11 protein-coding genes are annotated in these 14,759 nt (G+C 70.2%); 3 read left to right on the top strand and 8 right to left on the bottom strand.

Going from position 1 to position 14,759, the window contains the following annotated elements; all coding sequences use genetic code 11:
* Positions 1-155 precede the first annotated feature (155 nt).
* The gene (locus I8N68_RS33630; RefSeq protein WP_267909599.1) at positions 156-278 is read left to right on the top strand and encodes a hypothetical protein; all 123 of its coding nucleotides are present in this window, start codon (positions 156-158) and stop codon (positions 276-278) included.
* A gap of 159 nt (positions 279-437) precedes the next feature.
* On the opposite strand, the gene I8N68_RS16720 is transcribed toward I8N68_RS33630, so the two are convergent.
* Positions 438-3,578: a GH92 family glycosyl hydrolase gene (locus I8N68_RS16720; protein WP_200210927.1), complete on the bottom strand. Its 3,141-nt coding sequence runs from the start codon at positions 3,576-3,578 to the stop codon at positions 438-440.
* 116 nt (positions 3,579-3,694) lie between these two features.
* On the bottom strand, positions 3,695-4,687 hold the full coding sequence (locus I8N68_RS16725) for a LacI family DNA-binding transcriptional regulator (protein ID WP_307812848.1): 993 nt from the start codon (positions 4,685-4,687) through the stop codon (positions 3,695-3,697).
* Between the two features lie 638 nt (positions 4,688-5,325).
* Here I8N68_RS16725 and I8N68_RS16730 point away from each other — a divergent pair.
* Together I8N68_RS16730 and I8N68_RS16735 are read left to right on the top strand one after the other, a co-directional pair.
* Positions 5,326-5,919, top strand: a complete 594-nt coding sequence (locus I8N68_RS16730) for a flavoprotein (protein WP_200210929.1) — start codon at positions 5,326-5,328, stop codon at positions 5,917-5,919.
* Positions 5,920-6,274: 355 nt separating this feature from the next.
* Positions 6,275-7,087: an alpha/beta hydrolase gene (locus I8N68_RS16735; protein WP_200210930.1), complete on the top strand. Its 813-nt coding sequence runs from the start codon at positions 6,275-6,277 to the stop codon at positions 7,085-7,087.
* Positions 7,088-7,323: 236 nt separating this feature from the next.
* Here the strand turns inward: I8N68_RS16735 and I8N68_RS16740 are convergent, their stop codons facing one another.
* The 6 genes from I8N68_RS16740 to I8N68_RS16765 all read right to left on the bottom strand — a co-directional run bounded on the left by I8N68_RS16740 (position 7,324) and on the right by I8N68_RS16765 (position 14,680).
* Positions 7,324-8,832, bottom strand: coding sequence for a pyridoxal phosphate-dependent decarboxylase family protein (locus tag I8N68_RS16740; protein WP_200210931.1), 1,509 nt, complete (start codon positions 8,830-8,832; stop codon positions 7,324-7,326).
* Positions 8,833-8,962: 130 nt separating this feature from the next.
* Positions 8,963-9,280 (bottom strand): hypothetical protein, encoded by a 318-nt coding sequence (locus tag I8N68_RS16745; protein WP_200210932.1) that lies wholly within the window; start codon positions 9,278-9,280, stop codon positions 8,963-8,965.
* A complete protein-coding gene (locus I8N68_RS16750; protein ID WP_234039964.1) occupies positions 9,280-9,960 on the bottom strand; it encodes a TVP38/TMEM64 family protein in 681 nt (226 codons plus the stop codon). The genes I8N68_RS16745 and I8N68_RS16750 overlap by 1 nt, the downstream gene beginning before the upstream one ends.
* A 2-nt stretch (positions 9,961-9,962) precedes the next feature.
* Positions 9,963-10,529, bottom strand: coding sequence for a hypothetical protein (locus I8N68_RS16755; protein WP_200210934.1), 567 nt, complete (start codon positions 10,527-10,529; stop codon positions 9,963-9,965).
* A complete protein-coding gene (locus I8N68_RS16760) occupies positions 10,526-11,854 on the bottom strand; it encodes a PQQ-dependent sugar dehydrogenase (protein ID WP_200210935.1) in 1,329 nt (442 codons plus the stop codon). The genes I8N68_RS16755 and I8N68_RS16760 overlap by 4 nt, the downstream gene beginning before the upstream one ends.
* Before the next feature lie 615 nt (positions 11,855-12,469).
* Positions 12,470-14,680, bottom strand: coding sequence for a heavy metal translocating P-type ATPase (locus I8N68_RS16765; protein ID WP_234039921.1), 2,211 nt, complete (start codon positions 14,678-14,680; stop codon positions 12,470-12,472).
* Between the last annotated feature and the right edge of the window lie 79 nt (positions 14,681-14,759).

A 14,759-nucleotide genomic window follows, 5' to 3' on the forward strand; every position in this document is an offset into this window, starting at 1 on the left:
CGAAAGGTAACGGTTCGTCGCACAGACCAACTGCCTCTGCCTCAACGCCGGCCTGGTCGTGCAGGGCACCACCATCCACGTCCCGTACGACCGGCAGGTCCCCCGGCCTGCCCGCGCAGTCCGGCGCCGGCGGCGGGTACCTGGCGCCGTCCTCGGTGGCGCAGGCCTGGAACACGTACCAGGGCGCCCTGAAAGGCCTGATGACCTGGTCGATCAACTGGGACGGGTCGAAGGGCTGGACCTTCGGCGACAACGTCAAGGCCCTCCAGGGCCGTTGACCTTGCCGGAGCTTCACCGGCCTCGCGGAGCAGGATGGCGCGACGCCGGTTCCCCGCCGGGGAACCGGCGTCGCCCATGGAGACGCACCCGCACCGCGTGGGCTTCCCCCGCCCGCGGCCGGCGGCCCACCGCCCTGGCCGGGCGGTGGGCGGCGTCCGTCAGGTGCCGTAGACCTCCACCTCGTAGAGGCGGGCCGCCGCATCGGTGGTCTGCGTCGGGGTGAGGATGTTCAGCCGCAGGTACCTCCCGGTGGCCGTGACCGGGTGGTTGCTGACGTCGGCGGTGTTGCCCCGCACCTGCGCGGCGGTCGTCCAGGTGGAGCCGTCGGCGGACACCTGCACGTCGAAGTCCCGGGTGTTCCAGGCACGGTCCTCGCCACCGGCGCCGGCATGGTGGACGGTGACCGCCTGGATGGCGTGGGTACCGCCCAGGTCGACGCGGAGGAACTTGGTGGCACCGAGCGAGCACCACTTGTCGGAGGTGCCGCCGGTGGTGCTGCCGTTGACGGCCTTCTCCGGCCCCTCCGTGCTGGCGCACTGCGAGTCGGCGGTGGCCGACCGGTTCAGCGCCAGGTTGGTCGGGCCGCTGCCGCCGTACACCTCGAACTCGTCGATCCGGGCCGCGGTGTTTTCGTTGTTGGTCGGGGTGCTGACGTTCAGGCGGACGTAGCGGGCCGTCGCCGCGGAGATCGGGTGGTACGTGCGGCTGGACCGGTTGCCGGACGCCGTCGCCCGGGACGTCCAGGTGCTGCCGTCTGTGCTGGTCTGGATGGTGAAGCCGCCGGTGTTCCAGCCGGTGTTCTCGGCACCGAGTCCGGCGTGCTTGACGACGAAGGACCGGAGGGTCTGGTTCGTCCCGAGGTCGACCTGGAGGAACTTGGTGCCGGTGGCGAGGGAACACCATTTGCTGGTGCTGCCGAGCCGGCCGTCGAACGCCTTCTCCGGGCCTTCGGTCGCGGCGCACGGGGTCGAGCCGGTCGCCGGTTTGCCGGCGGCCAGGTTGGTGCCCAGGTCGGCAGCGGCGGGCGGCGGGGTGAACCCGTCGGTGAACGACGGCGGCACATCGGCTGGGTTGGTGCCCCACGACGACGGCGAGCCGCCCATCGTGTACGACAGCGTCGCCCCACCGGCGAGGTCGCCGTACCGCAACCAGGTGCGCTGGGTCGGGGTGCCGTTGACCGACAGGTTCTGGACGTACTGGTTGCCCTGGCCGGCATTGACGGCGTTGATCTGGAGGTCACCGGTCGGCCGATCGACCAGGATCGACGGGAACAGCGGGCCGTGCAGGGCCAGGGTGTCCGCTCCCGGCGTCGGCGGGTACATCCCGAGCGCGGACCAGACGAACCACGCGGAGGTGGCGCCGAGGTCGTCGTTGCCGGGCAGTCCGCCGGCGCCAGTGGTGAACGACTCGTTCATCACCCGCCGGACCACGGCACTGGTGCCGGCCGGCGCGGCCGCGAAGTGGTAGGCCCAGGGCACGCCGTGCTCCGGCTCGTTGCCGATGTAGAAGTACGGCTGCGACTGGCCACCGTTGGTCTGGGTGAAGTGGTGGTCGAGCCGTTGGAGCGCGGTCTGCCGCCCGCCCATCAGGTTGATCAGGCCGGCGAAGTTGTAGGGGACCATCCAGGTGTACTGGGAGGCGTTGCCCTCGACGTAGTTCGACTGGCTGGCGGGGTCGAGGGGCCACGGCCAGGTGCCGTCGGCGTTGCGCGGGTGGATGTAGCCCGACTCGGTGTTGAAGACGTTGCGCCACCATTGGGCGCGCGCCATGTGGGTGTCGTACGTGGCGGTGTCGCCCAGGGCGCGGGCGAACTGGGCGACGGCGAAGTCGCTGGCCGAGTACTCCAGCGAGTCGGAGGGGTCGCCGTCGATGTACTGGCGCTGGACGTAGCCGCTCTGCCGGCCCCGGATCGGGCTGCCCTGCATGGTGCCACCGTTGGAGCTCTTCTTCATCAGCGCCAGGGCCGCGGCCGTGTCGAAGCCGCGGGCGCCGAACTGGTAGAGACTGTCCGCGATGATCGGCCCGGGGTCGCCGGTCATGACGAAGGCTTCGTTGGTGTTGTGGGACCACTTGGGCAGCAGGCCCCCCTGCTGGCCGTCGAGGACCATGGACTTGGCGATGTCGGTCGCCTCGGCCGGCGCGAGGAACGCGATCAGCGCCGCCCACGAGCGGTAGATGTCCCAGCCGGAGTAATTCTGGTAGACGGTGTGGCCGGCGGCGTGGATGGCGTTGTCGAAGCCGCGGTACTGCCCGTTGACGTCGTTGGACACGTTGGGGTTGATGAGGACGCGATAGAGCGCGGTGTAGAACTTCTGCAGATCGGCGGCGGAGCCGCCGGTGACCTGCACCCGGTTGAGGATCGCGTTCCACTCCGTGTCGGCCCGGGAGCGCACCGCGTCGAAGTCGAAGCTGGACTGCTCGGCGGCGAGGTTGGCCTGCGCGCCGGCCTGGCTGACGAACGAGATGCCGACCTTGACCTGCACGACCGGATTGCTGGACGTGTCGAAGGTCAGGTATCCGCCGGAGCTCGTGCCGCTGGTGGTGGTGGAGCCGGCGTTGACTGTGCCGCCCAGCCAGGTGCCGACGCCGGTCGGGGCGCGGTCGAATTCCATCCGGTAGAAGATCTGGTAGGTCTTGGAGTTGCCGCAGAAGCCTCCTCCAGTGACGCTGCCGGTCACGGTGGAGCCGCTGATCGTGATCGAGCCGTTCCGGTTGCCGGTGGCGCTGCGGCTGGTGTTGATCAGGACCCGGGCGGTGCTGGTCGCCGGGTAGGTCAGGCGCAGCGCGGCGGTGCGCGTGGTGGCCGAGGCCTCCACCCGGGTGTTGCCGTAGTTGCTGAGCACCGCCTGGTAGAAGCCGGGGCGGGCCTGTTCCTGGCTCTTGGTCTGGGTGGCGCGGTAGGACGTCCACGCAGTGCCGGGCGACGTGCCGATGGCGCCGGTCATCGGCAGGATGCCGAGGTCCTCGTTGTTCGCGCAGCCGGCACCGTTGAAGTGGGTGAGGCTGAACTCCTCGATCTGGGCGTCGCTGTACCGGTAACCGGACGGCGAGGCGGTGGGCGTGTCCGGACTGAGCTGCACCATCCCGAAGGGCTGCACCGGGCCGGGAACGGTGCTGCCGCCGGCGCCGCCGGGGACGGGGTTGGGGGCGTTGCTGTCGTCGGTGCCGATGAACGGGTTGACGTACTGGGTGAGGCTGAGCGGCGCCGCTTCGGCGGGTGAGGCGACGGCGAGCAGGGACGTGCTGGTGACGGCGGCGGCCAGCAGGCCGAGCAGACGGGACGGGCCTGGTCGGAACATGGTCCGGTACCTCCTTGGGTGCGCGGGCAACCTCCAGTGACAACGTTGTCATCGAACGCTGTCGAATTCCTGTGTAGACCCTTCAAGAGGCAGGTGTCAATGAAGAGCCGAACGGCTCAGCCGACGTCCGGCTGACCGGCAGGAAGGCGTTCACCCGAGCCACGGGCGAGCAGCCGGGTCGGAAGCACCACTTGCCGGGCCGGTCCACGGTCCCCGTCGATCCGGGCCAGCAGCAGCTGCGCCGCCTGGCGTCCCATCTCCTCCGGGTCGTGCACGATGACACTCACGCCCAGCACCTCGCCGAGGTCCAGGTCGTCGAAGCCGACCAGGGCCGGTGGTGCCGGGTGACCGCGCAGCGCCCGCAGCGCTCCGCTGGTGATCCGGTTGTTCATGGTGAACAGGGCGGTCGGCGCGGGGATGCGGCTCAGCAGCTGGTGTACCGCCCGCTCGGCGGCGTCCACGTCGTGCGCGCTCTCCACGAGATACCGGGCCCAGTCCGCCAGCCCGGCGTCCTCCATCACCTCGGCGAATCCCGCCAACCGGTCCCGGTGGGTGCTCAACCCGGGCAGGTCCCCCACCACCCCGATCCGCCGGTGCCCGGCCGCGATGAGGTGCGCGCCGGCCTGCCGGGCACCACCGTGGTTGTTTAACAGGACCGCGTCCGCGGCGAGGTTGACCGGAGGCCGGTCCACGAACACGAAGGGGATGCCGTGGCGGTGTTCGGCCTCGAGATAGCCGTGCTCGATGGCGCTGGAGGCGATCACCAACGCCCGGACCCGCCGCTCCAGCAGAGCGTCGGCGAGTCGGCGTTCCCAGTCCGGGTCCTCGTCGGTACTCGCGATGACCAGGTGCAGACCGTGCGTGCGCAGTTCGCGTTCGAGGCCACTGGCCAGGCGGGAGTAGAACGGGTTGGCCAGGTCGCCGATGAGCAGGCCGACCAGCGTCGACGTGTTTGCGCCCCGACGCAGCTCCCGGGCCACCCCGTTCAGTCGGTAGCCGAGCTGGTCGGCGGCGTTCCGCACCCGCAGCCGGGTTTCCGCGGCGACTCGCGGCTCATCACTCAGCGCGCGGGAAGCCGTCTTGACCGACACCCCGGACAGTGCGGCCACCTGCCTCAGGCTCGGCCGGCCAGGGGTCCGAGCAGCGGGCATGCCCGAGATTATGACATCGCGCCATAACGCTGCCCTGATGGCCGAGGCATTCCGCGGCTAGGACGGGAACCCATGTGTCGGCCAGCTCGCCCGCGACCAGTCTGCGAGGGCCGTCCCTGACTCCTCGCTCATAAGAGGAACATGCCGCTGGCGTGGCACCTCGGCTGCCTGGAAGCAGCCCAGACTGGACCATCTCACTCACGCCTGCGGCTACTTCCGTCTGAGGCGCTTTCGGCAGGACTCGCATTGTCCGCTGACGTCCGATGGGGTGGGGGCCGGCGGCGAGATCCGTACGAACATGTCCGACGACGGCCGACACCGTTGATGTCAGCCACGGATGTCAATCCCCTCTGCCGCCCGCCGTGCCGACCGCGCGATCAGCTCCTCGGACGGAGCGCGCCAGATCCATCCAGCCGGTTCACTGAATAACGACTCGCGTTCGCAGCCGGCTCGATACTCTCGGGTTCGGGATCCCCACGGACATTCGGAGCCGCTCGATCGGCGAGATCGCCGGTGCCGCAGACGATCGACGTCCCGGCGTGCAGCCGGCTCTCGCCACGACTGGCGCGGAGCATCTCATAGTCGATAGGAGTGCCATGCCCGGGAAGTTACGATCGCCTGTCCTGCACCTCGTCGTCTGCCGCGCTGAGCCCGCCGTCGAGCTCGGGCCGTTCATCACGGCCTGCCAGGAGCTGAGCTGGGAGGTCCACCTCATCGCCACCCCGGACGCGGTGGACTCGATCGACCGGGACGAGCTCGCCGACCTCACCCACCATCCGGTACGCGAAGACGAGCATTCGGAGACGCTCCATCCCCTGCCGCCGGCCGACGCCTTCGCCGTCGTGCCGGCCAGCTTCGACCTGGTGAACAAGTGGGCGTACGGCCTCAACGACAACCTCGGCCTGCGGCTGCTCAACGAGGCGATCGCCGTCGGCCTGCCGGTGGTCGCCGTGCCGGCCCCGGATCCGGCGCTCGCCCGGCACCCCGCCTTTCTGGAGAGCCTGGACCGGCTGCGGCACTGGGGCGTGACGGTGACCCGGCCCGCCGAGCCCTCCGAGGTCGCCGACCCGGTCCCGTGGCACGCCGCCGTGCAGGTGATCTCCGCCTGGACGCGGTTCGCCCGGGTCCCCGGGCAGCCCACCGGAGAGCGACAGCGCAGCGCCGACGACTTGGCGCGACAGTCCGGCTAGTGTTCCGCGCCGGAAGTTCGCCTCATAAGTTGGTGTAAGGCGATGGGATGCCAAGGACCGGGCGTCCCACCGCGCCGCTGGTGCTGACCGATGAGGAACGTTCGACGTTGACCCGCTGGGCAAATGGCGGCGGCGGTTCGATACCTGCGATGGCGCAACGCCAACGTTGTTGACGTTCGCTGCGGATGCGGGCTCGTTCCCGGCGTTGGGCGGCGAGGACGTCGGGGTGGCGGGCGCTGGGGACGGCCCCGAGGCCGAGGCCGCCTGATTCGTTCCTGTCACACCTCGCCGAGCTATTCGGTCTAATAGGTGCAACTCAGCAGATCGACGACCTCGCCGGAAAGGCCGCCCGCGCATGAAGACCATCGTTCTCGTCCACGGCTTCTGGGTGACCCCGCGCAGCTGGGAACACTGGATCGACCGCTACCAGCGGGCCGGCTACCACGTCATCGCGCCCGCCTATCCAGGGTTCGAGGTGGAGGTCGAGGCACTCAACGCCGACCCGACGCCGATCGAGGAGGTGACGGCCCCGGCGATCATCTCGCACCTGGAGGCGGTGGTCGGCGCCCTCGACGAGCCACCGATCATCATCGGCCACTCCGCGGGCGGTGCGTTCACGCAGGTCCTGCTGGACCACGGATTCGGCGCCGCGGGCGTGGCGATCAACTCCGCGGCGACCGAGGGCGTGCTCGTCACCCCGCCGTCCCAGATCAAGTCGACGTTCCCGGTGCTGAAGAACCCGATGAACCGGCACAAGGCCGTCGGCCTGACGCCCAAGCAGTGGAAGTACACGTTCGCCAACACCCTCACCGAGGAAGAGTCCCTCGCGCTCTACCAGCGGTACCACATCCCGGCATCCGGGCGGATCCTCTGGAACAGCGTGCTGGCGAACTTCCAGCCCGGCCCGCAGGACATCCACGTCGACTACCACAACGACAACCGGGCGCCGCTGCTGTTCGTCTCCGGCAGCGAGGACCACCTCATGCCGCCGAGCGTGCAGCGGTCCAACGCCAAGCACTACAAGTCGTCAAAGACCATCACCGAGATCAAGGAATACGAGGGCATGGCGCACCTGCTGCCCGCGCAGAAGGGGTGGGAGGAGGTCGCCGACTACGTCCTGGCCTGGGCCGTGAAGCACGCCGGCTGGCCGGCCGCGGCCGGCGCCTGAAGGACGTCCGGCGTCACGCACATCGGCGGGCCGACGGTCCTGATAGAGGTACACGGGTGGCACCTGCTCGCTGAGCCGACGTCCTCGCGATCACCCTGTGACTGTGCGCTCCATGCCTTGAGCGGTCGCATGGCCACCAACCGCCGCAGCCACAACTCGTCACGCGGATGGCGACGATCGCGGGGCAAGTGGAAATCGAGCCAGCCGTCGGCCGCCGGCAACCCCAGGTCGAGTCTTCAGCGCGTCTCCTCGATCGCCTGCTCGGCAGCGCGGCGTACGTCGTCGAGCAGGATCTCCATGTCGCGGCGGGTGGTGCGGTAGTTGAGCACGCAGCCGCGCAGCGCGAAGCGGCCGTTGATGGTCGCGTTCGACAGGTACGAGCTGCCGGCCTGCTGCAGCGCCAGCATGATCCGTTCGTTGAGGCGGTCGAGTTCCTCCTCGTCGGACTGGGACCGCGAGCCGGCACGTGCGCTCATCGGCAGGTAGCGGAAGCAGAAGATGGAGAGTTCGACCGGGGCGAGCAGCTCGAAGTCAGCGCTGGCGTCGACGAGCTCGGCCAGGTGACGGGCACAGTCGAGGTTGCCCTCGACCGCGTCGCCGACAGCTCGCGAACCAGCGTGCGCCAGCGCCATCCAGACCTTGAGCGCACGGAATCGCCGGGACAGGTCCGGGCCGTAATCCCAGAAGGCGAAGGCCTCGGCCGACTCGGTCTGCATGACCCGGGTGTAGTCGGCGTCCAGGCTGAAGGCGGGCCGCGCCGCCTCGGGGTCGCGGTAGATGAGGCAGCCGCAGTCCGCGGGCAGGTAAAGCCACTTGTGCGGGTCGAGGGCGATCGAGTCAGCCTCCGACATGCCGTCGAAGAGCGGACGAGCCGAGGGGGCAAGCCGCGCGAAGCCGCCATAGCACGCGTCAACGTGCATCCACAGCCTGTACCTCCGCGCGACCGCCGCAATCTCGGCGAGCGGGTCGACCGCGCCGGTGACGACGGTGCCGGCGTTCGCCACCACACAGAACGGTTCCGCCCCGGCGACCCGGTCCTCCTCGATGGCGCGGACGAGGGCGTCGACGTCCATCCGGAAGCAGGCGTCCACCGGGATCTCGCGGACGTTCGCCCGCCCGATGCCGAGCAGCGCGGCGGCCTTGTGGATCGAGTGGTGGGTCTCGGTGGAGGCGTAGACGCGCAGCGGCGCGGGGTGTGCGGCCGCACCGTGGGTGGCGACCGCGTCGCCGCAGTGGCGGTGTCGTGCGGCGGCGAGCGCCGTGAAGTTGGCCATCGAGCCGCCGCTCATGAATAGGCCCCCGGCGCCCGGGTCGCAGCCGAGGGCCTCCTTGATCCAGTCGATGGCCACGTGCTCCAGCTCGGCGGGAGCCGGTGCCGACCGCCACGCGGTGAGGTTCGCGTTCAGCGCCGACGCGAGGAAGTCGGCCACCGCGGCGACCGCGGTGCCCGGCGCCGAGACGTACCCGAAGAAGCGGGGATGCCCGTTGTGCCGGCTGCCGGGCACGACCACCTCACGGAAGACCGTGAGCAGGTCGGTGAAGTCACGGCCCTCGACGGGCAGCGGCTCGGCGAGCAGCTCCTTCAGCGCGGCAGCGGAGGTTCTCGGGCCGATCGGCAGGTCCCGGATCGAGTCGTGGTAGGCGGCGATCCACTCGACGGCGCGGCCACCCATGTCCCGGATCTGCTCCGCCGAGGGGTCCAGGGCGGAGTCGACGCTGCGCCGATCGGGTGAGATCGAAGTCATGCCCCGGAGGATAGTTTGGATCACGTCCTGGCGTTCGCCCGCGCCGCCGCCCCCGCCCCGCCCCAGGTCGTCCTCCGAGAGCATCCGCACGATGGATCGCTTGTACGTACGGACCGGCTTTCCGCGGCCATCAGGAGGGCATGGGTGCGAGGTGCAGTGGTCGCACCTCACCGTCCTGGTCGAATCGCGTCTGGCGGGCCCATTCCCTGTCGGCGTTGAGTCGCTTCACTGCTGCCTTGACCACCTCGAGGCAGAGATGGCCGCTCTCCGGCCAGGTGCTCGAGACCTTGCTCGTGGTCTGCGGGCTTAGCCCGGCCAAGTCCTCGCCGAGGCTGTCGAGGCATCGTCGGTCTTCGGCCGGCTCTGCGTGCGCCGGCTCGTCGGCGTCGGCGTGCTGCTCCTGCTCGCGCTCCCGCTGGCCTTCGGTGAACGTTAGTGGACACCGCACTAGGGCTGAGCACGGCATGGGTCTTCACCCTGCACCGGGTCAGGACGGTGCCGAGCTGTGCCGCGGTCGCGCAGCATCCAGGCGCCGAGCACCGAAAGGCCGAGCAGGGCGATGAAGACCAGGTTTTGCTCCGCTCGCTGTCCGGCGGCGCCAGCGGCCGTGAGGAGCAACGAGGCCGGGAGTACTCCCGCGGCGGCGGCCAGCGTGACGCGACCCCAGCCGAGGTCGGACGTGCCGGCGAGCATGGCGACGGTTTCGGCGAGCACCGGTACCGGCCGGGTGAGAACAACGGCGAGCAACCCGTAGCGGTCGAGCAACGCCTCGGCGCGGGCGCGCTGCGCCGGCGTGGTGATGCGGGTCAGCAGGCCGCGGCCGCGCCGGCCGATGCCGAAGGCGGTGAGCGTGGCCCCGAGCCCGCCCATCATGGAGAGCAGGGTGCCGGGAAGCACGCCGAACAACGCTCCGTTGGCCACCATGATCAGGCTCGCGGGGACGGGCAGCACCACATCCGCCACCAGCAGGGCCAGCCCGGCCGCGGCTGCGGCCGGGCCCGCCGTTCCGAGCATCGGGGACGGATCGGTCAGCAGGGGTACGTCGAGCACCTCCACCGCGGCGAAGACGGTCAGCATCGCCGCCGGCACCCCGGCGAGAACCATCGGGTACCCCCACCGGTACGGCATGCTCACACGTCACTCCGGTACAGGATCGCCTTGGCCGCCATCTCCAGGTAGCACTCGCGGATCAGCAGTTGGTGGCGCGACTTCTCGGCGACGATCGGGAAGGTGATATCGATCACGGCGGGCCGAGCCAGTGTGAGGCCGAGCTGTTCAGCCACGGCGAACCCGCTGATCGCGTCGAGGTTGCTGAGCAACAGAACCCGCATGTGCCGCCACGTCCGGCCGCGCGCGCCCGCCCCCAGGCCCTGCACCTCGCCGATCAGCTCTCGAGCCGTCGCCAGCACCGTCGGGACCACGGGTGTGTCGCTGCCCGCTGTCCCCGGTCTCTTCTTGGATTCCTGGCCGAACGCGCCGTACAGGTCCTCGACGGCTGCCTCGTGCCGCCGCGCGGCGTCGGCGATCTCGTGCAGCCAGGCGCGGATGTGCGGCTCGCCGACCTCGTCGGCGGTGTCCTCCAGCATCTTCCGGTACGCGGACTGCAGAGTGCGGGTCGTGCGGAGCCACGGTGTGACGCGGTCGAGGTAGGCGGTGACGGTGGGGGCGTCAATTTCCACCAGCATCGTGCGGTTCACGGCCGACTTCCATCGCGTACCACGCGCCACAGCACGCCGGTGTGGCCGTAGGACACGTGCGTCGACTCCATGACGCGGGAGACCCCGAAGTCGAGTACGTAGAGGCTGCCATCCGGGGCGAACTTGGCGTCGACCGGCCGTTCCAGGCCACCGGTGCCCAGCGCCGATGCCGGGCCGGGTCGGGGGTTGCGCATGAACGCCTCGGCCGTGCCGTCGGACGGGTCTACCGCCACCACGCGGAATCCGTTCTCGAGGTCCCGGCTGTCCGGGGAGTTCAATGGCGCCAGGGTGCCCCACTCGCAGAGGAACAGCCGCCCGCGGTAACCGAAGGCGTCGCTGCGTGAGACATCCAGACCGGTCAACGCCGAGTGCGGCTTTTCGAGGAACACCGCGGGACCGGCCCACGGCGGTGGGTCCTGGAGGAGCGGTTCGGCGGGCGTTCCGCGACGGGGCCGGTGGGATTCGTGCCAGACGGGTAGGCCGTCACCGCAGATGTCGGGGAAGCCGTACCAGGCCGGCCGGTCGATCGACCCGGGTGGGGTGCGGGCCGCGTCGATGCGCCAGACGCGGTCGGGATCGGCCTGGACGGCCCGGTCCCCCGTCTCCTCGAAGTCGTTGTCGGACACGTACAACTCGCCGTCTTCACCGAAGACCATGCCGTAGGGGTTGCGCAGACCCCAGGCCACGAGCTCCATGTCGGTGCCGTCGGGCTGTGCCCGCCACAACCCGGAGCTGCACTTGAGCTGGCCCTTCACCACTTCGCCGCGCCGGGCCGGCTTGCCGAACGGCTTGAACGGCCCGGTCTCCACAAGGTAGGGGTAGGGCGCGGTCGGATCGTAGGTCTGCACGTTGTTGCCGGTCAGCACCACATCCTCACCGGGCACGTCGTGCACACCCATATGTTTCGCGAGGTCGACCTGGAATCCCTGCGGTAGCACCACGCCCTGCTGCGACACCGAGCCTTGCGCGAAGTAGATCAGGCCGTCCGGGCCGAGCACCGGCCCGCCGGGCTCGTGCCAGCCACCGTTGGGCAGCCCGTCGATGAGCACGTCGCGCTTGCCGCTCTTGAGGCTGACGCGGTCGATCCGCGCGTGCCGGCCGCCCTTGCATGACACCAGGAGAGTGTCGCCGTAGACGAGGACGTGCCGGGGCCCGCCGAGGGATTCCTCGGCCACCACGTCGAGGCGTCCGTCCGGCTCCAGCCGCAGAATCCGGGCGGGCAGGTAGGGACGGGTTGGCCACGTGCTGCCGCCCTCCAACACGAACAGTGTGCCGTCGTCGGCGAAACCCATCCCGCAAGGCATCGACAGGCCGGCCAGCACCACCTCGACGTGGTAACCGTCGGGCACCACGACGTCGGCCGGATCGACCCGCGGGCGGGCTGGCGTCGGTAGTTCCCTCAGCCTCTCGGGCTCCGCCACCGTCACCGACAGCGGCATTGCTGTGGTCATCCCACCTCCATTGAGGGATATCTGTCTTTAGGCACCCGCTCGGTTGAACCAGCCGGTGGTCACAGGTCACAGATCCGATCCCTCCCATAGGGAGGCGTCCGGGGGCCCGGGGGCGCCTCGTTCGGCGGGCCAAGGATCGCGGGCTGACAGGCAATAGCCCGCCGCTCGCCATTCGTAGGTGCTCGCCCCGCGACGGCCGTGTGTGCGGATCGGCGTCATGACCCTATGCAAAGCAGACCGCAGAAGCGGAGAATCCCGGCAAAGGACCCCACTTTCGCGTGCACGACATCGAGCCAATCTGCTGGCCGAGGCGGTCCACCACGGTGTCGAGCGCGCCGACCGCCACTCCGCATAGGTGCGGCACTTCGCCGACGGCAGCATCATGGCCACCCACGTGATCCGGGCCTGGCGCACCAGGATGCGCTTCTTCCTTGACGAGCTGGCACCGTGACGGCCCGGCCGAGTTTCCTCGGCCGGGCCGTCCGCGTGTCACCGCGGGTCGGGCGTCAGACGGACCCGACGCAGCAGCTGCGCGTTGAGCGCCACCACGATGGTGGAGCCGGACATCAGCACCGCGCCGACGGCCGGGCTGAGCGTGATCCCCGCCCAGGCCAGGGCGCCGGCGGCGAGTGGGATCGCCACCACGTTGTAGCCGGCGGCCCAGGCCAGGTTCTGGATCATCTTCCGGTACGACGCCCGGGACAGCCGGATCACACCGGTGACACCCCGCGGGTCGGAGGAGGCGAGGATGACTCCGGCCGACTCGATCGCCACGTCGGTGCCGGCGCCGATGGCCAGACCCACGTCGGCCCGGGCCAGGGCAGGGGCGTCGTTGACGCCGTCACCGACCATCGCCACGGTGAGTCCCCGCGCTTGCAGGTCGGCGACAGCGCGGTCCTTGTCGGCCGGCAGAACCTCGGCGAAGACCTCGTCGACCCCGGGCCGGAAGCCGAGGTCCGCGGCGACCGCCTCGGCGACCGGCCGGGCGTCCCCAGTGATCATCACGATCTTCTTGACGCCCTGCTCGCGCAGCTCGGCGATGGCCTGACGTGCCTCGGGGCGGACCTCGTCCTCGAGGGCGAACGCGCCCACCACCTCAGCCCCGCCGGCTTGCGCAAGGCGGATCAGGTGCAGCACCGCCGCGCCGCGACGGGACCAGCCCTGGGCGGTCGCGGCCAGCTTCTCAGGCACGGTGGCGCCGAGCTCGCGGAGCAGCGCCGGGCCGCCGACGGCGTACGTGGTGCCGTCCACCACGGCCTGGACACCGCGGCCGGTCAGCGACCGGAAGTCGCGGGCAACTGACCGAAGTCCGCGCTCCCGCGCGACCGTGACCAGGGCCCGTGCCAGGGGATGCTCGCTGTCGGCCTCGACCGCGCCGGCGATGCGCAGCACCTCGTCCTCGCCGACGCCGCCAGCGGCGGCGGTTGCGGTGACGGTGTGCGCCCCCTTGGTCAGGGTGCCGGTCTTGTCGAACAGCACCGCATCGACGGTGCGCATCCGCTCCAGCGCCAGCCGGTCCTTGACCAGGATGCCGGCCTTCGCCGACACGGCGGTGGACAGGGCGATCACCAGCGGGATGGCCAGGCCGAGGGCGTGGGGGCAGGCGATCACCAGCACCGTCACCGTGCGGACCACGGACTGGTTGAGGTCGCCGAGCGCCCACCAGGAGAGGAAGGTGACCAGCGCGGCGGCGGTGGCGACGTAGAACAGCAGGGCGGCGAACCGATCGGCAAGTACCTGGGCGCGTCCGCTGCTGGCCTGCGCCTGGGCGACGAGCCGACCGATGCCCGCCAACGCGGTGTCGTCACCGACGGCGTCGACCTGGACCCGCAGGGCGGAGTCGGTGGCCACCGTGCCGGCCACCACCCGGTCCCCGATGCTACGCGGTACCGGGCGGGACTCCCCGGTGATCATGGACTCGTCCAGCTCGGCGGCACCGTCGATGATCCGGCCGTCGGCCGGCACGCGGCCACCGGAGCGCACCAGCATCACGTCGCCGACGCGCAGCTCTGCGACCGGGACCCGCTGTACCGTTCCGTCCTCGCCCACCCGCTCGGCATCGTCGGGTAGCAGCGCGGCCAGCGCGGCGAGGGCGCCCTGCGCCTGGCCGATCGCCTTCATTTCCTGCCAGTGCCCGAGCAGCATGATGGTGACCAGTGCGGCCAGCTCCCACCAGAAGTCCAGGTCGAACGCCCCGAGGCTGGTCGCCAGCGATGCCACATAGGCGACCACGATCGCCATCGAGATCAGCAGCATCATGCCCGGCGCCCGGTCGCGGACCTCTCGGAGACCACCGACGAGGAAGGGCCAGCCGCCGTAGAAGAAGACCACCGATCCCAGAACGGGACCGACCCAGCTCATACCTGGGAACTCAAGGGAGTAGCCGAACCAGTCCATCACCATGTGGCTGGTCGCGACGATCGGCACCGTCAGCGCCAGGCTGAGCCAGAACTTGCGCCGAAACATCTCCGGGTCGTGGCCCGCGTGCTTGTCGTGCCCGCCACCGTGATCGCCGTGCGCTGCATGACCATGCTGCGCCGCCGGCCCGCCGTGCTCACCCGGATGATGGTTCGGCGGTCGCCGCCCCGGCACCTGGTCCTGATGCCGCCCCGCCACCGACGGCACCCCGTGATCGTGCGCATGCCCTGCCGTGCCCAGCGTGGCGGTCGCCGTCTCCTGGCCGTTGTGTTCGTGTGTCATGCCGTCCACCTCCGCTGTCAACTTATACCCCCGGGGGGTATCTGGCAATGGTGGCACAGGACACTTCCGCCACGCCGGA

The organism is Micromonospora coerulea (assembly GCF_016598485.1).
GTDB classification, from domain to species: domain Bacteria; phylum Actinomycetota; class Actinomycetes; order Mycobacteriales; family Micromonosporaceae; genus Micromonospora; species Micromonospora coerulea.